Raw genomic sequence first — 19347 nt, 5'->3', positions numbered from 1 at the left:
AGAGAGTGTGAGGGTGCTCGTACTCGTCGCTCCCGGCCAAGGCGCTCAGACGCCAGGCTTCCTGACTCCCTGGCTCGATCTCCCGGGCGCCGCCGACCGTGTCGGCGCGTGGTCGGAGGCCATCGGGCTGGACCTCGTCCACTACGGCACGAAGGCAGACGCGGAGGAGATCCGCGACACGTCGGTCGCCCAGCCGCTGCTGGTGGCGGCCGGACTGCTGTCCGCGGCCGCGCTCGGTGACATCACGCCGGACGCCGTCGCCGGCCACAGCGTCGGTGAGATCACCGCCGCCGTGTTCGCGGGCGTCCTCGACGACACGGCCGCGCTCCGTCTCGTACGGACCCGGGGTCTGGCGATGGCCGAGGCCGCCGCCGTCACCCGGACCGGCATGGCGGCGCTGCTCGGCGGCGACCCCGAGGTCACCGTCCCGCACCTGGAGAAGCTCGGCCTGACCCCGGCGAACGTGAACGGCGCCGGCCAGATCGTCGCCGCCGGCACCATGGAGCAGATCGCCGCGCTGGAGTCGGACAAGCCCGAGGGTGTCCGCCGCGTGATCACGCTCCAGGTCGCCGGCGCGTTCCACACGCACCACATGGCGCCCGCCGTGGCGAAGCTGGAGGAGACCGCACAGGGCCTGGACCCGGCGGACCCGAAGGTCGCCTATGTCTCCAACAAGGACGGGCAGACCGTCGCCACGGGTGCCGATGTCGTCACCCGCCTCGTGGGCCAGGTCGCGAACCCGGTCCGCTGGGACCTCTGCATGGAAACGTTCCAGCGGCTCGGCGCGACCGCGCTGGTCGAGGTGTGCCCGGGCGGCACCCTCACCGGTATCGCCAAGCGGGCCCTGCCCGGGGTCAAGACGCTCGCGCTCAAGACCCCCGACGACCTCGACGCGGCACGCGCGCTCATCGCCGAGCACGCCGGCGCCGCCTCCTGAACCGGAGCAAGGAGCCGCAGAGCATGGCGAAGATCAAGCCCAGCAAGGGCGCCCCGTACGCGCGCATCATGGGTGTCGGCGGCTACCGCCCGACCCGTGTCGTGCCGAACGAGGTGATCCTCGAGACGATCGACTCGTCCGACGAGTGGATCCGCTCCCGCTCCGGCATCGCGACCCGCCACTGGGCGTCGCCCGAGGAGACCGTGACCGCGATGTCGGTCGAGGCCGCGGGCAAGGCCATCGCGGACGCCGGGATCACGCCCGAGCAGATCGGTGGCGTCATCGTCTCCACCGTCTCGCACTTCAAGCAGACCCCGGCGGTCGCCACCGAGATCGCGGACCAGATCGGCGCGAACAAGCCGGCCGCTTTCGACATCTCGGCGGGCTGTGCCGGCTTCGGCTACGGCCTGACGCTCGCCAAGGGCATGATCGTCGAGGGCTCGGCGGAGCACGTACTCGTCATCGGCGTCGAGCGGCTCAGCGACCTGACCGACCTGGAGGACCGCGCCACGGCCTTCCTGTTCGGCGACGGCGCGGGCGCGGTGGTCGTCGGCCCGGCCCAGGAGCCGGCGATCGGCCCGACCGTCTGGGGATCCGAGGGCGACAAGTCCGAGACGATCAAGCAGACGGTGCCGTGGACGGACTACCGCGACGGCTCGGTAGAGAAGTTCCCGGCCATCACCCAGGAGGGCCAGGCGGTGTTCCGCTGGGCCGTCTTCGAGATGGCCAAGGTCGCCCAGCAGGCGCTCGACGCGGCCGGCATCACCGTGGCCGACCTGGACGTCTTCATCCCGCACCAGGCCAATATGCGGATCATCGACTCGATGGTGAAGACGCTGAAGCTGCCGGAGCACGTCACGGTCGCCCGTGACGTGGAGACCACCGGCAACACCTCGGCCGCCTCGATCCCGCTCGCGATGGAGCGGCTCCTGGCGACCGGTCAGGCGAAGAGCGGTGACACCGCGCTCGTCATCGGCTTCGGGGCGGGGCTCGTCTACGCCGCGACGGTCGTTACCCTCCCCTAGGCACCGTTCCGATCTTCCGGACCGGACGGCAAGCCGTCACATCCTCTGAGAAACCCAGAGCTACACACCGAAGGAGCGCCGATATGGCCGCCACCCTGGAAGAGATCGTCGAAGGTCTCGCCGACATCGTCAACGAGATCGCCGGCATCCCCACCGAGGACGTCCAGCTGGACAAGTCCTTCACCGACGACCTGGACGTCGACTCGCTGTCCATGGTCGAGGTCGTCGTCGCCGCCGAGGAGCGCTTCGACGTGAAGATCCCGGACGACGACGTCAAGGGCCTCAAGACGGTCCGCGACGCTGCCGACTACATCCTCAAGCACCAGGCCTGATCGGTTCGCCACCCGGCGGTGGCGCCATATTCACGCTTACCTCTTACACGTGGAGAAAGAATTCCTGTGAGCTCGACCAATCGCACCGTGGTCGTCACCGGTATCGGCGCAACCACACCGCTGGGTGGCGACTCCGCCTCGACCTGGGAGGGGCTGATGGCCGGGCGCTCCGGCGTCAGGCCCCTCGAGGGCGAGCGCTTCGCCGACCTGCCTGTGCAGATCGCGGCCCAGGTGGCCGTCGAACCGCTCGAGGTCCTGCCTCGGCCGCTGGCCCGCAAGCTCGACCGCTCGGCGCAGTTCGCCGTCATCGCCGCCCGTGAGGCCTGGGCGGACGCCGGTTACACCGCGCCCGCCGGCGAGGACGAGAACATCGCGCCGGAGCGGCTCGGTTCCGTCATCGCCTCCGGCATCGGCGGCGTGACCACGCTCCTCGACCAGTACGACGTGCTGAAGGAGAAGGGCGTCCGCCGTGTCTCCCCGCACACCGTGCCCATGCTCATGCCGAACAGCCCCTCCGCCAACGTCGGCCTGGAGGTGAACGCCCGGGCGGGCGTCCACACCCCGGTGTCGGCGTGCGCGTCGGGTGCCGAGGCCATCGGCTACGCCATCGAGATGATCCGCACCGGCCGCGCCGACGTGGTCGTGGCGGGTGGCACCGAGGCGGCCATCCACCCACTGCCCATCGCGGCCTTCGCCAACATGATGGCGATGTCCAAGAGCAACGACGAGCCCGAGAAGGCCTCCCGCCCGTACGACAAGGCCCGTGACGGCTTCGTCCTGGGCGAGGGCGCGGGTGTGGTCATCCTGGAGTCGGCCGAGCACGCCGCCGCGCGCGGCGCCCGCGTGTACTGCGAGGCGCTGGGCCAGGGCCTGTCCGCCGACAGCCACCACATCGCGCAGCCCGAGCCGACCGGCCGCGGTATCGCCGCCGCCCTGCAGAACCTGCTGGACGACACGGACCTCAAACCGTCGGAGGTCGTGCACCTGAACGCGCACGCCACGTCGACGCCGCAGGGTGATGTCGCCGAGGTGAAGGCGCTGCGCAAGATCCTCGGCGAGGACCTCGACCATGTCGCGATCTCGGCCACCAAGTCCATGACGGGCCACCTGCTGGGCGGCGCGGGCGGCATCGAGACCGTCGCGACGGTCCTGGCGCTGTACCGCCGCGTGGCCCCGCCGACCATCAACGTCGACGACCTGGACGAGGAGGTCGACGCGGACATCGTGCGCGGCGAGCCCCGTCAGCTGCCCGAGGGCACCATCGCGGCGATCAACAACTCGTTCGGCTTCGGCGGCCACAACGTCGTCCTGGCGTTCCGGACGGTCTGACGCACCGCTCGTACCGCGTGAAGAGGCCCCCACCCGTCCGGGCGGGGGCCTCTCGCCTCTCCCGGAGGGCGGGCACGCGCAGTGGTTCCGTACGCGGGTGTACGCACACGGCGCGCCGAGCGATCAGACCACCTGGTGCAGCCAGCGGACCGGGGCCCCCTCGCCCGCGTAGCGGAAGGGCTCCAGCTCGTCGTCCCACGGCTTGCCCAGCAGTTTGGCGATCTCGGCCTCCAGCCGGGTCTCGCCCTGCGCCGAGCGGGCCAGGGCGGCGCGCAGCCGGTCCTCGGGGATCATGATGTCGCCGTGGATGCCGATGACCGCGTGGAAGATGCCCAGGTCGGGCGTGGCGCTGTAGCGCTCCCCCTCGGCGGTGGAGCAGGGCTCGGCGGTCACCTCGAAGCGGAGCATCTGCCAGCCGCGCAGCGCGGAGGCCAGCTTGGAGGCGGTGCCCGGTTCGCCCTGCCAGGAGAACTCGGCTCTCCAGGTGCCCGGTGAGGCCGGCTGCCGGATCCAGTCGAGCTGGACCCTCGCGCCGAGCACCCCCGCGACCGCCCATTCGACGTGCGGGCACAGCGCGCGCGGCGCGGAGTGGACGTACAGGACTCCACGTGTCGTCACCGGGACCTCCAGGGTGGGACGAGGTTCGCCTTTTCCCAGCGGCCTCAGTAAACAGCATCGGGAGCGAAACTCCGCAAAAGGGACAGCTTGTGACTTGATGTAATTTACCGGAGCCGGTCGGCCAGGCGCCTCTGGTTCGACGGGGAAAAGCTACCGTGCGCCGGGGCGCTTGGGATGACGTACGGTCGGTCCCGTGGCCCGTCGACACGAAGCTTTCACTCGCCAGGATGCCGACCGCACGCGCCGGACGCGGACGCGGCGGGGTGGCGCGGTGGCGGCGGTCATGGCCCTGATCTGCGGTGCCGCACTGTCCGGGTGTGTCGCGTCCACCGAAAGCGGTAACACCGCCGAGGCCGGGCGACGGCCCGCGGCGGCGCCGCCCAGCCCCTCGCCGAGCCCCTCCCCCACCCCCGCGTGGAACACCCGTCCGGCGTCGATCGCCGCGGTCGGCGACTCCATCACCCGGGGCTTCGACGCCTGCGGCGTGCTGACGGACTGTCCGGAGCTGTCCTGGGCCACCGGTTCGGACACCCGGGTGAACAGCCTGGCGCTGCGCCTGCTCGGCGCGCCCGCGCTGGCGTCACGCTCCTGGAACCTGGCCAGGTCCGGCGCGCGTGTCGCGGAACTGCCCGGGCAGATGGCGCAGGCGGCGGAGCTGAAGCCCGGCCTCGTCACCGTCATGGTGGGCGCGAACGACGCGTGCCGCGCATCCGTCGGCCTGATGACGCCCGTGACCGACTTCCGGACGTCGTTCAAGTCGGCGATGGCGCGGCTGCGACGGTCGGCGCCCACGACGCAGGTGTACGTGGCGAGCGTGCCGGATCTGCGGCGGCTCTGGTCGGCGGGGCGGGACCATCCGGTGGGCCGGCAGGTGTGGAAGCTGGGCGTCTGTGCGTCGATGCTGGCCGACGCCGACGATCTGGGCGCGGTGGCCGAGCAGCGCCGGGCCGCGGTGCGGCAGCGGGTGGTCGCCTACAACGAGGTGCTCCGGGACGTCTGTGCCCGCGACGAGCGGTGCCGGTACGACGGGGGCGCGGTCTTCGACCACCGGTTCAGCGTGGAGCAGTTGAGCCCCTGGGACGTGTTCCATCCGAGCCAGGACGGTCAGGGGCGGCTGGCGGAGATCGCCTACCGTACCGTCACCGCCGCGCGGCCGCCCGCGTAGCCCCGGCGAGCGTGATCACTGAGCTTGAGGAGTGGGGGGCCGGCTCGCCGAGGGCACGGCGGTGCGACGTGCTGGACGCGGACTCCGACGGGCCGGGGCGCGGTCTTGTCGCCGAGCTGTACTCGCCGGTGACGGGCCGTCTGGTGACGGTGTGGACGACGAAGCCCGGCCACAGGTGTACGCGCCGGACCACCTGGACGGGGCCGGGCTTGAGACGCGGTACGGCTTCGGGACGCGCTGAGGCCGGGCCGTCAGTCGAGTTCCAGGGTGACGCGGAGGCGGGAGTCCGTGAGTGAGCGGCCTGCCTGGATCTCGTACACGCCGGGCACGGTCGTCCAGGCCTCTGCCTCCTCGTCCCAGATGTCGAAGAGCCGGGGCGCCAGCCGGATCTCCGCCTCGACGGCCTCGCCGGGCGCGGCCTCGGCGGTCGCGAAGCCGATGAGCCAGCGGGCGGGCCGTTCGGCCAGGTCGGCGCGGGGGGCGACGTAGAGCTGGACGATCTCGCGGCCGGGGCGGGTGCCGGTGTTGCGGATCTGGACCCGGGCCGTGGTGGGGGTGGCCTCCAGGGACTCGTACTCCCAGGTGGTGTAGCCGAGGCCGTGGCCGAACGGGTACGCGGGTGCGGGACCGGACGCCCGGTCCCAGGCTCGGTAGCCGATGAACAGGCCCTCCGTGTAGTGGAGTTCCCCGTCCGTCGGGGTGACATCGGTGACCGGGGCGTCGGCGAGCGTGGCCGGCCAGGTGGTGGGCAGGCGGCCGCCCGGCTCCTCGGCGCCGAGGAGGACGTCGGCAAGCGCGGCGCCGCCCTCCTGGCCCGGGAACCAGCCGAGCAGCACCGCGGCGACGTCCTCGCGCCAGGGCATCTCCACGGGCGCGCCCGCGTTGACGACGACGACCGTGCGCGGGTTGGCGGCGGCCACGGACCTTACGAGGTCGTCCTGGCGGCCGGGGAGCTTCAGGTCGGTGCGGTCGTAGCCTTCGGACTCGACGCGCTCCGTCGTGGCGACCACCACGATGGCGGTGTCGGCGGCGCGGGCGGCCGCGGCGGCCTCGGCGATCAGCTCGTCGGGGTCGCGGAGCGGCGGGCGGTGCACGAGCGAGAACACGACGGCGGGCAGCGGGCGCGGCCGGCCGCGGTCGACGGTGTGGCGGAGGGACACCTGGACGGGTACGCCCTCGGTGAGGGCCACCGTGCCGCGCTCGACGGGGGTGCCGGTGAACGCCTCGAACGGGTCGGCCTCGTCACCCATCGCCTGGACCCCGTCGTACAGGGTCCGCCCGGCGACGGTGAGCGTGAAGGCGCCGGGGCCGCGTGTGCCGAAGCTGTGGGCGCCGCTCGCGCGCGGGGTGAACATACCGTTGATCTCGACGCTGTGCAGCTTCTCGTGCGTCACGCCGGCGGGCAGGTCGGTGCCGAGCCACTGGATCTGACCGGTGGGCAGCGGGGTGTCGGCGAGGACGGCGCCGGTGGCTTCGCGGCAGACGGCGCGCAGCGTGAACCCCGGTCCGGCGGGGGACGCTTCGTCGCTGGGGGTGGCGCCGACGGCGTACGTGAGAGTGACGCCGTCGGGCAGGGCGCCCGTGAGACCGTCGAGCGGGGAGACCGTACGGGCGGGAAAGACCTCGGCGGAGCCGCCGCCGAGGATCCGGGCGTCGCGGGCGGCGGAGCCGATGAGGGCGATACGGCGGCCGGGGCCGGAGTCGAGGTCGAAGTCGGCGCCGGAGTCGAGGTCGGAGTCGAGGTCGAGGGGCAGTACGTCGTCCGCGTTCCGTACGAGGACGAAGGAGCGGCAGGCGATCTCGCGGGCGAGCGCCGCGCCGTCGACGGGTTCCGGCAGCGCGGTGACGGCCGGTTCGACCCCGTCCAGGGCACCGACTCGGGCGGCGAGGCGCAGCACGTTCCGTACGGCCGCGTCGACGAGCGCCTCGTCGAGCGCCCCGGCCCGGACGGCGGCGGCCAGTGCCTCCCCGTACACGGTGTACGGCCCCGGCATGGCGACGTCGAGGCCGCCCCGCAGCGCCCCGGTGGTGGAGCGGGCGGCCAGCCAGTCGGAGACGATGAACCCGTCGAAGCCCCACTCGCCTCGCAGGACGTCGGTCTGGAGGTGCCGGTGCTCGGTCATCGTGACGCCGTTGACCTGGTTGTACGCGGCCATGACGCCCCAGGGGCGGGCGTCATGGACGATCGCCTCGAACGGGGCGAGGTACAGCTCGCGCAGCGCGCGGGGGGCGACGACGTTGTCGACGGTGAAACGGTCGGTCTCGGCGTCGTTGGCGACGAAGTGCTTGACGGTGGCGGCGACTCCGCCGTCCTGTACACCGCGTACGTAACCGGTGCCGATCTCGCCGGTGAGGTACGGGTCCTCGCTGTACGCCTCGAAGTGGCGGCCGCCCAGCGGCGAGCGGTGCAGGTTCACGGTCGGGGCGAGCAGTACGTGGACACCCTTGCGGCGGGCCTCCTGGGCGAGGAGGCGGCCGGCGCGGCGGGCGAGGTCCGGGTCCCAGGTGGCGGCGAGCGCGGTCGGCGACGGCAGGGTGACGGACGGGTCGTCGGCGGTCCAGCGGACGCCCCGCACGCCGACGGGGCCGTCCGACATGACGAGGGACGCGAGGCCGATCGCGGGAACGGCCGGGAGGGTCCACATGTCCTGGCCTGCCAGGAGCCGCGCCTTGGTGTCCAGGTCGAGTGCGCCGAGCGCCGCCTCCACCGCCTTGTCGGCCGTCATGACCGCACCTCCTGTCCCTCGGGGGGTGTGAGCGTCCATGGTGGACCTCCAATCTGTCGACCAGTAGGCGTTGTTATCCCTTCGTGACTTCACTGTCCGTGGATGGCGTACCGTCCTGATGCGGGAACGACGGGAAGGAAGCGCGAGATGACGGCTGCCAGACCCAGGAGCGAGGAGCGCCGCGCGGACATCCTCCGCGCGGCCTTCGAGGTGATCGCCGAACGCGGCTACCGGGGTGCGTCGCTGGCGGCCGTCGCCGAGCGGGCGGGGCTCACCCAGCAGGGGCTGCTGCACCACTACCCCAGCAAGGAGGCGCTGCTCGTCGCCGTGCTGGAGGAGCGCGACCAGTGGGACACGGGCGGCGCAGGGGCGACCGGCCGGGGGGCCTGGCGGCTGGACCTGCTGGCCACGCTCGTCGACTACAACGCGATGCGCCCCGGCATCGTCCAGACCTTCTCGGCGCTGCTCGGCGAGAGCGTCACGGAGGAGCACCCGGCGCGGGACTTCTTCACCCGCCGCTACACCCAGGTGCGAGCCGACATGGCGGCGCTGCTGCGGGCCGAGTTCGGCGAGCGGCTGCCGGGCGGCCTCACCCCGGAGCGCGCCGCTCCGCTGCTGACGGCGGTGCTGGACGGGCTCCAGTACCAGTGGCTGCTGGATCCGGAGGCGGTGGACATGGCATCGGCGTTCCGTGACCTCCTGGGCCTGTTGGGGATGCGGGACTCGTCCGGCCCGGCGGGGACGTCGGAGCGGCCGGGACCGTCGGAGCAGCCGGGGCCGTCAGAGGCTGGGGAGAACAAGTAGACGCGTGGTGGCGGGAGTTGCGGGCGGGCCGGGATACTTCCCGCACCCGACGGAAGGATTCCCGTGCCACGGATACGCACCACCACGCTGGGCCTCGCCCTCACGTCAGTCGTCACCTGGCTCACCCTCGGCACAGCGCCGGCGTCCGCGTCCCCCGGCGGGACGGCGGCGGAGGCGGCGCCGGGCTCCACCGTCGAGGAGCGCCGCCTCGACCGGGCCGTGCCGCGAGAGATCCTGCGGCGCGCCGGGTTCGACACCACGGCGCCGCGGTTCGCGGCGGCGCTGACGCGGGCGGGGTCGTACGCGGAGGCCGAGCGGGCCGTCGTACGGCACGGGTCGGCGCTGTGGCGGCGGGCCGTGGACCGAGCGCAGGGCCGGGGCCCGGCGCGTGGCGATCTGGCCCGGGACGACGACCGGCCGCTGTACTGGGCGCGGCTCGGTATGACCCGGGAACTGCGCTCCTGGGAGCCGGACTTCGGACTCTCGGCGGGGGCGCGGGCACGGCTGCTCGACCGGCTGGAGTCGGCGTCGCGCGGCCAGGACTCGATCCGCTTCCCGGCGGGCCGCGGCGTCAAGCGTGTGGTGATGACCGGGTTCGACCCGTTCACTCTGGACCGGGACATCCGGATCAGCAATCCGTCGGGCGCGGCGGCGCTGGCCCTCGACGGAGCGCTGATCCGTACGTCGGACGGATCGTGGGCGCGGGTGGAGACTGCGGTGTTCCCGGTGCGCTGGCAGGACTTCGCGGACGCCACCGTGGAGCGCACGCTGCGCCGGCAGCTGCCGCGCGTGGACCTGTTCACGACCGTCAGCCAGGGCCGGGTGGGACGGTTCGACATCGAGCGGTTCAACGGGGCCTGGCGGGGCGGGTTCCCGGACAACGACAACGTCTCCGTGACCGGGACCGTGCCGGTCGACGACCCGGCCGGGCAGCCGCAGTGGACGGTGACGAGCCTGCCGTACGCGGCGATCGTGGCGGCGGACACCGGTCCGTTCCCGGTGTACGACAACACACGGGTGACCGAGGTGCCGGCGGGCGCATCCGGCCCGGTGGTGCGCCCCGACGGGCCGACGCCCGGGTCGGCGGCCCGTGCGGGCGGCGGGGGTGACTACCTGTCCAACGAGATCGCCTACCGGGCCACCCTGCTCCGCGACCGTCTGGGGCTGTCCGGGCTGCCGGGCGGGCATGTGCACACGCCGGTGCTGCGGTTCGGCGAGGGCGACACGGGCGAGGTGCAGGACGCGGAGTTCCTGCGGAACAGGGCGGCGATCACGGCACAGGTCCGCGCGATCATCACGGTCGCGGTCGGCGCGGGGCGGTGAGGCAGGCGTGAGCCCGCTCGGTCCGGGCTGACACCCAGCCCCACGGACATGGGAGACAGGGCCGCGGCGGGCCGGTCGGCCCCTGGTGGCGGCCCTCAGTCCTTCTGGAGGCTGTACGGCCGGGAGCCGGGCTCCGGGTCCGGATCCTGCGCGGCGGGCGCGAGTTCGCGGGCCATCAGGGTCGCGCCTGCCACCGCGCCCGGCATCAGGAAGACCGCCGCCAGCGGCACCAGGTACGCCAGGGTCAGCGGGACGCCGAAGCCGAGGGTCAGCATGCGGCGGCCGCGCAGCAGCTCCAGGCGCTCCTTCAGTTCGAGGCGGCGGCGCTGGAACGCGACGGCCGTGAGCTCCTCGGTGAGGAAGAAGCCGGAGACGCAGAAGCCGATCACGGGGACGACGGTCTGGCCGACGACCGGGATGAACCCGGCGGCGAAGAGCAGCACGCCGTAGAACGCCACGCGCACCAGGATCCGCAGGCTGTCCCTGGCGGAGATCCACAGCTCGCGCCAGAGGGGCAGCCCGGAGTGCGCGACGTAGCCGCCCTCGGTGCGGTCGACCTCCTCGGAGAGCGACTCGTAGAAGGGCTGGCCGACCAGCAGCGTCACCGCGGTGAAGGTGATCACGGCGAGGAACAGGCCGAGGGCGAAGACCAGGACGGTGAGGAAGCCGCGGAACAGGGCCTGCCAGGGCGACGACCAGTCGTCGGCGAAGGGCGTCGCCCAGGCGGTCAGGTCGTCGGCGCCGTAGGCGAGACCGGTCAGGGCGCCCGCGTACAGGACGAGGGTGAGGAGGCCCGGGAGCAGCCCGAAGCCGTACCAGCGGCCGTGCCGGCCGACCCACCGCTGCCCCTGCACGAGATAGCCGAAGCCCTTGCGAAGATCACCCATGGGGTCACCCTATCGAGGCGGCTTGGCCGGCCGGCCCGTGCCTCCGGTCTCTCCGTGACCCGGGGCGGCCCATGACTCCCCTCACCCCGTGGCTCGGGCGCGTACGGCGAAGGGCCGCGCCCCCTGAGCGGGGCGCGGCCCTTGCCGTGTGAGGTGCTGCGCGCGCGTCCGTGCGATCAGACGGCGAGCTCGACCTCGATGTTGCCGCGGGTCGCCTTGGAGTACGGGCAGACCCGGTGGGCCTTCTCGATGAGGTCCCTGGCGGTGGTGGCGTCCACGTTCGGGATCGTGGCGGAGATCTTCACTATGATCCCGAAGCCGTCGTCGTTCTTGCCGATGCCGACCTCGGCGGTGACCTTCGAGCCGGACACGTCGGCGTTCTCCTGACGGGCGACGACGCCGAGCGCGCCCTGGAAGCACGCGCTGAAGCCGGCGGCGAAGAGCTGCTCCGGGTTGGTGCCCGCACCGGAGCCGCCCATCGCCTTGGGCGGGTTGACGACCACGTCGAGCGCCCCGTCGTCCGTGGCCACGCGGCCGTCCCGGCCGTTCTCGGCGGTGGCGACAGCGGTGTACACGACGTCGGACTGCTGGATGGACATGTAGAGGTTCCTCCTGTGATGCGCCGCGACTCGCGCCCACGATCGCGACGGCCTGGAGGGAGCCTAGCGGGCAGGTGAAACGATCATCTTGCCCGTGTTGTCACCGCGGAGCAGGCCGAGGAAGGCGTCGACGCCCTTCTCCATGCCCTCGACGACCGTCTCGTTGTACTTCAGCTCGCCGGAGCGGAGCCAGCCGGCGACCTCTTCGACGAAGCGCGGCTGGAGGGCGGCGTGGTCACTGACGAGCACGCCCTGGAGGCGCAGCCGCTTGCCTATGACCAGCGCCAGGTTGCGCGGGCCCGGGGCCGGCTCCGTGTCGTTGTACTGGGCGATCATGCCGCAGATGGTGGCGCGGCCGTGCACATTGAGCGAGGAGATCGCGGCTTCCAGGTGGTCTCCGCCGACGTTGTCGAAGTAGACGTCGATGCCGTCGGGGGCGGCCTCCTTCAGCTGCTTGGCCACCGGGCCGTCCTTGTAGTTGAAGGCGGCGTCGAAGCCGTACTCCTCCACCAGCAGCCTGACCTTCTCGTCCGAGCCGGCGGAGCCGATCACCCGGGAGGCACCCTTGAGCTTGGCCATCTGGCCGACCTGGCTGCCGACGGCACCGGCCGCGCCGGAGACGAAGACCGCGTCGCCCTCCTTGAAGGAGGCCGTCTCGAAGAGACCGGCGTAGGCGGTCAGGCCCGGCATGCCGAGGACGCCGAGGTAGGCGCTGAGGGGGGCGACGGAGCCGTCGACCTTGGTGGCGTGCCGGGCCGCCACCTCGGCGTACTCTCGCCAGCCGAGACCGTGCAGGACGTGGTCGCCGACCGCGAAGCCCTCGGCCTCGGAGGCGATGACCTCGCCGACCGCGCCGCCCTCCATGGGCTGGTCCAGCTGGAACGGCGGGACGTACGACTTCACGTCGTTCATGCGGCCGCGCATGTACGGGTCCACGGAGAAGTGCAGGTTGCGAACGAGGATGCGGCCCTCGCCCGGCGCCGCGACCGGGGCCTCGCGGAGCGCGAAGTCCTCCGGCTTCGGCCAGCCGTGCGGGCGGGCGACGAGGTGCCATTCACGGCCGGTGGCGGGGAGTGCGGACATGCTGCGTGCCTCCTGGAGATGTTTCATGACGTGAAACAACCATGCTCCTCGATATTTCAGGTTGTCAAGTAAAGGGGTAAGCTTGTGGACATGGCCAGCACACGCACAGACCCGCTCACACTCGAGGTCGTGGAACTCATCGGCACGGTCGTGGCCCGCTACCACGAGGAGTACGAGCAGGCCGCCGCGCAGCACTCGCTGACCGGTGCCCAGGCGCGAGTCCTGAGCCTGCTCTGGCTGGAGCCCATGCCGATGCGGCGCATCGCCGTGTCGCTGCGCTGCGAGCCGTCCAACGTGACGGGCATCGTCGACCGCCTGGAGGCCCGTGGCCTCGTGGAGCGGCGCCCCGACCCGGCGGACCGCCGCGTCAAACTGGCCGCCCCGACGGCCGAGGGCCGCGCCACCGCGCGCCGCCTGCGGGAGGCCCTGGACTTCGCCCGCGAACCGCTGGCCGGCCTGACGGCGGCGGAACGGGCCCTGCTGCGGGACCTCCTGCGCCGCATGCTGGGCGAACCGCCCGCCTGACCGCCTGCCTGCCTGCCCCTCGCCCGAACGCCCGCCCACCGGGCCGCGCGGCTCCGGACCAGGGTCAGCGCACCGCTGATCGCACCGCTGTGCGACGGGGCCGGCGCAGGGCCGGTCCCGCGGCTCGGCGTGCGGTCAGAAGCACCACCACAGCCACTGGCGGCAGGTCTCCGTGGACGCCGGAGCGGGGGTGACCGTGGTGGGGTCCGGGGCCGGGTCGCCGATCGGCGCCGAGGACGTGGCCGACGGCGCCACGGAGGACGACGCGGGGAGCGAGGCGGAGGAGGACGGGGACGCGTCCGGCTTCGACGAGCCCTTCAGCCCGCCCTTGGCCTTGTCCGGCCCGGCACCCTCCTCGGAGCCGACGCCCGCGCCGTCGCCGGACGCGGAGGCCCCCGGCACACCCGACGCGCCACCGCCGCCGTCGTCCTCGCCGTCGTCCTCGCCGGCGCCGGCGTCGGCCGAGACGGACACGCCGCCCGACGGCTCCGACACGGAGGCGGACTCGTCGACCGTGTCCGGGTCCTCCGGGGGCTCGGCGCTGTCTGACGGGTCGGGCAGCGGCTCGGGCTCGGCCACGTCGTCCTGCCGTACGGCGGTCGCCGGGCCGCCGCCCGCCGGGTGCTCCATCGCCAGCCGGGCCAGGCTCAGGGCGCCCGCCGCCAGCACCAGGCCCGTGAAACCGAGCAGGATGTTGCGGCCGCGGCGTCTGCGAGCCCGGCGGCCGCTCGCCCGGGTGGCACGGCGGGACGTGCCACGCTGCGCACGGCGAGGTGCCGCCGGCGGCACCTCCTCGTCGCGAGCCAGCTCGAAGACGCGGTCCGCCGCGGATATGTGGGGGTCGTCACGCCGGAGCTCCTCGACAGGCGTACCGCACCCGGCGCAGGCCAGGGCTCCGTTGAGGTGCCGCTGACACTGGTGGCAGTAATCCATGGCGCCCGCAGAGTATGCGGCGGACCGAGCCCAAGCACTGGAGACCATGTGAGGATCTCGTGTGGAAGACCCTCACTCGGGTGCGCCTGTTCGACCCCTCGGACGTAACGGTGTAATCGCACCCACCGTGACCGGTCGCTCACACCTCGATGGGTACCTCGTGGATCTCGTCGGCCTTGTGACCGGACTTCTCGTGGACGCGCTGCACCGCCTCCTTCGACGGCCCCGAGGACAGGCAGTACACGATCCCGGACTGCGGGTCGGCCCAGGCGCGCTCGAAGTGCACGCCTTCCGGCTTCTCGTGGGCGAGGTCCGCCTGGTGGGCCTCACGCAGCTGCTCCGTGGTGATGCCCTTCATCTCGTGGTGAACGTCCATGAACCTACCCATGACGTCCGCACCTCCGTCCTGGCGTTGTGCCCTCCTCCCATAGTGCGCCCGCCCCGCGCGCGTGTCGCGCCGGGCGACGCCTGCGCCACTCGACTGACCACCCGTCAGGTCCGTACCCCCTACGGCGCAGCCCAGCGCGCGCGTAGGCCCGGCTGATCGCACGATGCAGACACACACCGCTCTCGGGAGGATCTGCCGTGACCGTCAGTCTTGAGCAGTTGCGCCGCTGCCATGTCGCCGTCGACCTCGGGGCCGCCAGGACCCGGGTCTTCGTGAAGGGCGCCGGGCTCGTCGTCGACGAGCCGAGCGTGGCCGCCGTGAACACCCGCACCGGCGCCCTCATCGCGGTCGGGGCGTTCGCCGAGAAGATGACCGGCCGCACGCCCGACTACATCCGCGTCGTCCGCCCCGTCTCCGGCGGCAGCGTCGTCGACATCGACATGGCCCAGCGGATGCTCTGCAGCCTCCTCGGCGAGAAGCTCCGCCGTCAGCTGCGCCGCAAGCCGATGCTCCGCGCCGCCGCCTGCACCCCGCACGACAGCGACCCGCTCGCACAGCGCGCGACCATCGAGACCATGGTCGGGCTGGGCGCGCGGCGCGTCGAACTCGTCGACACCCTGATCGCGGCGGCCGTCGGCTGCGGACTGCCCATCGCGCAGCCGACCGCGACCATGATCCTGGTGTGCGGGGCGGCGACCACCCAGGTCGCGGTGCTCTCCCTCGGCTCGATCGTCACCGCAGAGCGCATCCCGATCGGCGGCGACGCCATCGACCACGCAGTCATCCAGTACCTGCGCCACCAGCACGAGCTGATGCTGCCCAGCCAGTCCGTACGCCCCCTCCAGCTGGCCCTGCACGGCAACGGCCTCACCACCCAGGGCCCGTCCTCCACGGAGATCCACGGCCGGGACGTGGCGACCGGCCTGGCCCGGTCGGTGCTCGTGGACACCGCGGCGGTGCGCCAGGCCATTCACACCCCGCTCACCGCCGTACTCGACGGCATCGGCAAGGTACTGCGGGACTGCCCGCCCGACCTGGTCGCCGACCTCGCCGACCGAGGAATCATGATGGTCGGCGGCAGCGCCCGGCTGCCCGGCCTGGACCAGATGCTGCGCAACGCGACCGGTATGCCCGTCCAGATCGCCGAACGTCCGGACGTCTGCTCCGTCCTCGGGCTCGGCGAGATGCTCGAAGGCCGTATCGAGCCGCTGACGCTGGACCCGCTCGCCGACGCCGAGTGAGGCGGCGAGCGTACTCGTCAGCCAGGAGCCGGCCTTCGGCAGCTTCACCGAGACGGACCCCGGAGACACCGTCCTCACCGAGGACCCCGCGTTCATGAACGGGAGGAAGGCCGGTGACGCGCCGACCCGGATCCGGTTCCTCGAAGGCGGCAGCCTCCTTCTCGACGGCACCGTGCGTCTCACCGACATGGGCAACCTCGTCTTCACGGGCGGCGAGGAGGTCGCGAACCTGGCGACGTGTGTGACGTTCGCCGCCACCGGCGGCACGGGCCACTTCAGCGGCACCGGCGGGCACGTCGACATCACGCCCGCGGAGCGCAACGGCAGCGAGGCGCGCTGCTGGGGTTCCACCTCAAGCGCTGAGCCGCAAGAGCCTCCTGAAGGCCCGTGAGCCCGAAGGCTCCGGCGACGGTGTACGTGTACGCGGTCCAGCGCGGCCCGGCCGCGCCGGGCACCCCGCCGGGGTCTTGACGCGGGCGCGGCCGGGCGGACGGGCGGACAGGCGGAGGCGCGGACGGACAGAGGTGGCCTCACCGGGTCCTTTCGGCCGCGCGGCCCGGCCGGCCGCAGTGTTGTCGGTGGCGGCTGCGACCATGGCGGGACAGCCTGTGCAGCGATGCGAGGAGGACGACCCGTGAGTTCCCTCTTTCCGGCGCTCACCGCCGGACCGGACGACCGGCGGCCCGCCCTGCGGTTCGGCGAGCGCACCCTCACCTACGGCGGACTCCGGGCAGCGGCGGCCGCTCTGACGCCCCGGCTGGCGGGCGCCGGACGGGTCGCCGTGTGGGCGACACCGGCCCCGGAGACCGCCGTCGCGGTGGTCGCCGCCCTGCTCGCCGGCGTCCCGGCCGTACCGCTCAATCCGAGAACCGGCGAGCGGGAGCTGACGCACATCGTCACCGACAGCGCGCCCGCCCTGGTGCTGGCCGCCCCCGGCGACGAGCTCCCCGGTCCCCTCGCCCGGCTGCCCCGCGTCGACGTGCCCACATCCGGGGACGAAGCGGGGCGACCGCCCGCCGAGCCAGGGCCCGACGCCCCCGCGCTGATCGTCTACACGTCCGGCACGACCGGCCCGCCCAAGGGCGCCGTCCTCCCCCGGCGGGCCGTCGCGGCGACGCTCGACGCGCTCGCCGACGCCTGGGCATGGACCGCCGACGACGTCCTCGTCCACGCGCTGCCGCTGTTCCACGTCCACGGCCTGGTCCTCGGCGTGCTCGGCCCGCTGCGCCGCGGCGGGAGCGTCCGGCACCTGGGCCGGTTCTCGGCCGAGGGCGTACGGCGCGAACTGGCGGACGGCGCGACCATGCTGTTCGGCGTGCCGACGATGTACCACCGCATCGCCGAGGCACTCGACACGGACCCGGAGCTGGCCAAGGCGCTCGCGGGCGCCCGGCTGCTGGTCTCCGGCTCGGCCGCGCTGCCGCTGCCCGACCACGAGCGGATCACCGCCGCGACCGGGCGGCGGATCGTCGAGCGGTACGGCATGACGGAGACGCTGATGCTCTGCTCCGTGGGGATCGACCCCAACGCCCCCGGTTCACGCCCCGGCTCCGTCGGCCTGCCGCTGCACGGCGTCGAGCTGCGACTGGTCCAGGAGGACGGGACGCCCCTCCCCACCAACGACGGGGAGACGGTGGGCGAGATCCAGGTGCGCGGGCCGAACCTGTTCACGGAGTACCTGAACCGCCCGGACGCCACGGCCGCCGCCTTCGACGGCGACTGGTTCCGGACCGGCGACATGGCCGTGCGGGACGCGGACGGGTCGGTACGGCTCGTGGGGCGCAAGGCCACGGACCTCATCAAGAGCGGCGGCTACAAGATCGGTGCGGGGGAGATCGAGAACGTGCTCCTCGGCCATCCCTCCGTGCGCGAGGCGGCCGTGACCGGGGAGCCGGACACGGATCTGGGTGAGCGGGTCGTGGCCTGGGTCGTACCGGCCGACCCGGGGGCGCCCCCGTCGGCGGAGGAGCTCGCCGGTCATGTCGCGGCGCAGCTCGCCCCGTACAAGCGCCCCCGCGTCGTGCGCTACCTGGACGCGCTGCCCCGCAACGACATGGGCAAGGTCATGAAGCGGGCCCTCCATGGCTGAGCCGACGGCACGGCTGACGGCCCGTGAGGCGATAGCGCTGGTGACGGACGCCTTCACCGAGCACCCCCCGCCCGCTCCCGAAGGCACGGCGGCGGCGCCCGACGGGCCCCTCGCGTGGGAGGGGTACGGCGCCGCGCGCGGCCGGGCGGCGGAGCGGACCGGCGAGGACGAGTCGGTGGTGTACGGCGAGGCGGAGGTCTCCGGCGTGCCGTGCGCGCTGCTGGCGTTCGAGTTCGGCTTCCTGGGCGGCTCGCTGGGCGAGCGCACCGGCGACCGGATCGGTGCCGCGTACCGGCTCGCGCGCGAACGCCGCGTCCCGCTGGTATCGCTGGTCGCGACGGGCGGGAGCCGGATGCAGGAGGGCATGGTCGCGCTCACCCAGCTCCAGCGGGTCGCGCGCGAGACGGTGCTCCTGCGGGACGCGGGCGTACCGCACGTCACGGTGCTGCGGGATCCGGCGACCGGCGGCGGTTGGGCGACGGTCGGCGCGGGCGCCGATGTGCGCCTTGCCCTGCCCGGCGCGCAGATCGGGTTCGCCGGGGCGCGAGTGCGGCCCGCGGACGCGGACCCGGCGGCGTACACGGCCGAAGGGCAGCTGGCGGCGGGGCACGTCGACGCGGTGGTGCCGGCCGGTGAGCTGCGTACGGCGCTGGGACACTGGCTGGCCGCGCTCAGCCGCCCCGCGTCCGGCGCGGCTCCCCCACCGCTGGCCCTCGGCGGGGGCGGCGGGCTCCCGGGGAGCGGCTGGGAAGCGGTGCGGAGGGCACGGGACACGGCGCGGCCGCGCGCGGAGGCCTATCTGGACGCGTACTTCACCGAACGTCTGCCGCTCGTCGGTGACCGGTGCGGCGGTACGGACCCGGGGATGCTGTGCGGGATCGGCCTCCGCGACGGCTACGGCATCGCGTACGCGGCCCAGTGCGGGACGGCGACCAGGCCCGCCGGGTACCGCACGGCCGCGCGGATCGTCCGGCTCGCGGACCGGCTGGGGCTGCCGGTGCTGACTCTGGTGGACACGCCGGGCGCCGCGAATGACGCGGAGGCCGAGCGGGCGGGCGCGGGCGCGGCCATCGCGGACATGTTCGCGGCGGTGGCCGGGGCGCGGGTCCCGGTGACGACGCTGGTGATCGGCGAGGGCGGCTCGGGTGGGGCACTGGCCCTCGCGGCGCCGGACAACACCTGGGCGACGCCCGACAGCTACTTCTCGGTGATCGCCCCGGAGCCGGCGGCGGCGATACTGAAGCGCCCGCCGGAAGACGCCCCGCACACGGCCGAGCAACTGCGGCTGCGCCCCCAGGACCTGGTGGAGCTGGGGGTCGTACGCGGCATCGTGTGACGCGGAC

19 protein-coding genes are annotated in these 19347 nt (G+C 73.2%); 12 read left to right on the top strand and 7 right to left on the bottom strand.

All coding sequences use genetic code 11. From position 1 onward, the window contains the following. Positions 1 to 13 precede the first annotated feature (13 nt). The 4 genes from FVS66_RS23950 (at position 14) to fabF (ending at position 3623) form a co-directional block, all read left to right on the top strand. The gene (locus FVS66_RS23950; RefSeq protein WP_149183250.1) at positions 14 to 937 is read left to right on the top strand and encodes an ACP S-malonyltransferase; all 924 of its coding nucleotides are present in this window, start codon (positions 14 to 16) and stop codon (positions 935 to 937) included. Between the two features lie 23 nt (positions 938 to 960). After that, entirely contained in the window at positions 961 to 1962 is a 1002-nt protein-coding gene (locus tag FVS66_RS23940) for a ketoacyl-ACP synthase III (RefSeq protein WP_149183248.1), read from the top strand. An 83-nt stretch (positions 1963 to 2045) separates the two neighbouring features. Next, positions 2046 to 2294, top strand: a complete 249-nt coding sequence (locus FVS66_RS23935; protein WP_149183247.1) for an acyl carrier protein — start codon at positions 2046 to 2048, stop codon at positions 2292 to 2294. Between the two features lie 66 nt (positions 2295 to 2360). Next, positions 2361 to 3623, top strand: a complete 1263-nt coding sequence (gene fabF, locus FVS66_RS23930) for a beta-ketoacyl-ACP synthase II (RefSeq protein ID WP_149183246.1) — start codon at positions 2361 to 2363, stop codon at positions 3621 to 3623. Between the two features lie 123 nt (positions 3624 to 3746). Here fabF and FVS66_RS23925 read toward each other — a convergent pair whose 3' ends face one another. After that, positions 3747 to 4241 carry a DUF3145 domain-containing protein gene (locus FVS66_RS23925; RefSeq protein ID WP_149183245.1) on the bottom strand — a complete coding sequence of 165 codons (495 nt, stop codon included), beginning with the start codon at positions 4239 to 4241 and terminating at the stop codon, positions 3747 to 3749. A gap of 283 nt (positions 4242 to 4524) precedes the next feature. Here FVS66_RS23925 and FVS66_RS23920 point away from each other — a divergent pair, with 283 nt between their 5' ends. Further along, positions 4525 to 5406, top strand: a complete 882-nt coding sequence (locus tag FVS66_RS23920) for a GDSL-type esterase/lipase family protein (RefSeq protein ID WP_149183429.1) — start codon at positions 4525 to 4527, stop codon at positions 5404 to 5406. Positions 5407 to 5657: 251 nt separating this feature from the next. On the opposite strand, the gene FVS66_RS23915 is transcribed toward FVS66_RS23920, so the two are convergent. Then, positions 5658 to 8132, bottom strand: coding sequence for a glycoside hydrolase family 3 C-terminal domain-containing protein (locus FVS66_RS23915; protein ID WP_149183244.1), 2475 nt, complete (start codon positions 8130 to 8132; stop codon positions 5658 to 5660). Positions 8133 to 8279: 147 nt separating this feature from the next. Here FVS66_RS23915 and FVS66_RS23910 point away from each other — a divergent pair, with 147 nt between their 5' ends. Together FVS66_RS23910 and FVS66_RS23905 are read left to right on the top strand one after the other, a co-directional pair. Next, positions 8280 to 8936 carry a TetR/AcrR family transcriptional regulator gene (locus FVS66_RS23910; protein WP_149183243.1) on the top strand — a complete coding sequence of 219 codons (657 nt, stop codon included), beginning with the start codon at positions 8280 to 8282 and terminating at the stop codon, positions 8934 to 8936. A 63-nt stretch (positions 8937 to 8999) separates the two neighbouring features. After that, positions 9000 to 10259, top strand: a complete 1260-nt coding sequence (locus FVS66_RS23905) for a pyroglutamyl peptidase (protein WP_187645666.1) — start codon at positions 9000 to 9002, stop codon at positions 10257 to 10259. A gap of 95 nt (positions 10260 to 10354) precedes the next feature. Here the strand turns inward: FVS66_RS23905 and FVS66_RS23900 are convergent, their stop codons facing one another. From FVS66_RS23900 to FVS66_RS23890, 3 genes are all read right to left on the bottom strand, one after another. Then, on the bottom strand, positions 10355 to 11146 hold the full coding sequence (locus tag FVS66_RS23900) for an EI24 domain-containing protein (protein WP_149183242.1): 792 nt from the start codon (positions 11144 to 11146) through the stop codon (positions 10355 to 10357). Positions 11147 to 11322: 176 nt separating this feature from the next. Further along, positions 11323 to 11745 carry an organic hydroperoxide resistance protein gene (locus FVS66_RS23895; RefSeq protein WP_149183241.1) on the bottom strand — a complete coding sequence of 141 codons (423 nt, stop codon included), beginning with the start codon at positions 11743 to 11745 and terminating at the stop codon, positions 11323 to 11325. Between the two features lie 63 nt (positions 11746 to 11808). Then, positions 11809 to 12828: an NADP-dependent oxidoreductase gene (locus FVS66_RS23890; protein WP_149183240.1), complete on the bottom strand. Its 1020-nt coding sequence runs from the start codon at positions 12826 to 12828 to the stop codon at positions 11809 to 11811. 90 nt (positions 12829 to 12918) lie between these two features. Between FVS66_RS23890 and FVS66_RS23885 the strand changes: the two genes are divergently transcribed. Further along, on the top strand, positions 12919 to 13353 hold the full coding sequence (locus FVS66_RS23885) for a MarR family transcriptional regulator (RefSeq protein WP_149183239.1): 435 nt from the start codon (positions 12919 to 12921) through the stop codon (positions 13351 to 13353). Between the two features lie 135 nt (positions 13354 to 13488). Here FVS66_RS23885 and FVS66_RS23880 read toward each other — a convergent pair whose 3' ends face one another. Then, the gene (locus tag FVS66_RS23880; protein ID WP_149183238.1) at positions 13489 to 14286 is read right to left on the bottom strand and encodes a hypothetical protein; all 798 of its coding nucleotides are present in this window, start codon (positions 14284 to 14286) and stop codon (positions 13489 to 13491) included. A 139-nt stretch (positions 14287 to 14425) separates the two neighbouring features. Next, positions 14426 to 14674 carry an SCO4226 family nickel-binding protein gene (locus FVS66_RS23875; RefSeq protein ID WP_149183237.1) on the bottom strand — a complete coding sequence of 83 codons (249 nt, stop codon included), beginning with the start codon at positions 14672 to 14674 and terminating at the stop codon, positions 14426 to 14428. 197 nt (positions 14675 to 14871) lie between these two features. Here FVS66_RS23875 and FVS66_RS23870 point away from each other — a divergent pair, with 197 nt between their 5' ends. From FVS66_RS23870 to FVS66_RS23855, 4 genes are all read left to right on the top strand, one after another. Next, on the top strand, positions 14872 to 15915 hold the full coding sequence (locus FVS66_RS23870) for a rod shape-determining protein (protein ID WP_149183236.1): 1044 nt from the start codon (positions 14872 to 14874) through the stop codon (positions 15913 to 15915). 94 nt (positions 15916 to 16009) lie between these two features. After that, a complete protein-coding gene (locus FVS66_RS23865) occupies positions 16010 to 16306 on the top strand; it encodes a hypothetical protein (protein ID WP_149183235.1) in 297 nt (98 codons plus the stop codon). 243 nt (positions 16307 to 16549) lie between these two features. Next, positions 16550 to 18004 carry an acyl-CoA synthetase gene (locus tag FVS66_RS23860; protein WP_149183234.1) on the top strand — a complete coding sequence of 485 codons (1455 nt, stop codon included), beginning with the start codon at positions 16550 to 16552 and terminating at the stop codon, positions 18002 to 18004. Then, on the top strand, positions 17997 to 19340 hold the full coding sequence (locus FVS66_RS23855; protein WP_149183233.1) for a carboxyl transferase domain-containing protein: 1344 nt from the start codon (positions 17997 to 17999) through the stop codon (positions 19338 to 19340). Before FVS66_RS23860 ends, FVS66_RS23855 begins: the two co-directional genes overlap by 8 nt. The last annotated feature ends 7 nt before the right edge of the window (positions 19341 to 19347 follow it).

Origin of the sequence: Streptomyces sp. TRM49041 (assembly GCF_008271805.1) — a bacterium.
Taxonomy (GTDB): domain Bacteria; phylum Actinomycetota; class Actinomycetes; order Streptomycetales; family Streptomycetaceae; genus Streptomyces.
Note: the sequence above shows the minus strand (reverse complement) of the source record. Positions and strands in the feature narration are given on the sequence as shown.